Source organism: Prauserella cavernicola (assembly GCF_016595675.1).
Lineage (GTDB): Bacteria > Actinomycetota > Actinomycetes > Mycobacteriales > Pseudonocardiaceae > Prauserella_A > Prauserella_A cavernicola.
Genome location: NZ_JAENJH010000050.1, coordinates 1 through 306, shown reverse-complemented (window position 1 = coordinate 306; position 306 = coordinate 1). Strand labels below are relative to the sequence as shown.

General features: G+C 78.4%; 1 protein-coding gene. It reads right to left on the bottom strand.

Annotation, left to right across the window (positions count from 1 at the left end; all coding sequences use genetic code 11):
• On the bottom strand, window positions 1-306 hold a 306-nt coding region (locus JHE00_RS34645; protein WP_200326428.1), incomplete at both ends, for an ABC transporter ATP-binding protein.

The following is a 306-nucleotide window of genomic DNA, read 5'->3' as shown; positions in this document are numbered from 1 at the left end:
AGGCCCCACGCCGCGTCGAGAGTGGTGCCGGTGAGCACCGCCGCGGGCGCGCCCGCGGCGAGCAGCCGTCCCTCCCGCAGCAGCAGGCAGTGCCCCGCGGACGCGGCCTCGTCGAGGTCGGGGGGCACGTGCACCACGGTGGTGCCGGCCGCGGCGGCGTCGGCGAGCGCCGTGGCGATGGCCTCGCGGGCGGGTCCGTCGAGCCCGGTCGAGGGCTCGTCGAGCAGCAGTACCGCTGAACGCTGTGCGAGTCCCTGCGCCACGAGCGCGCGCTGTCGCTGTCCGCCGGACAGCGACCCGAGGCGG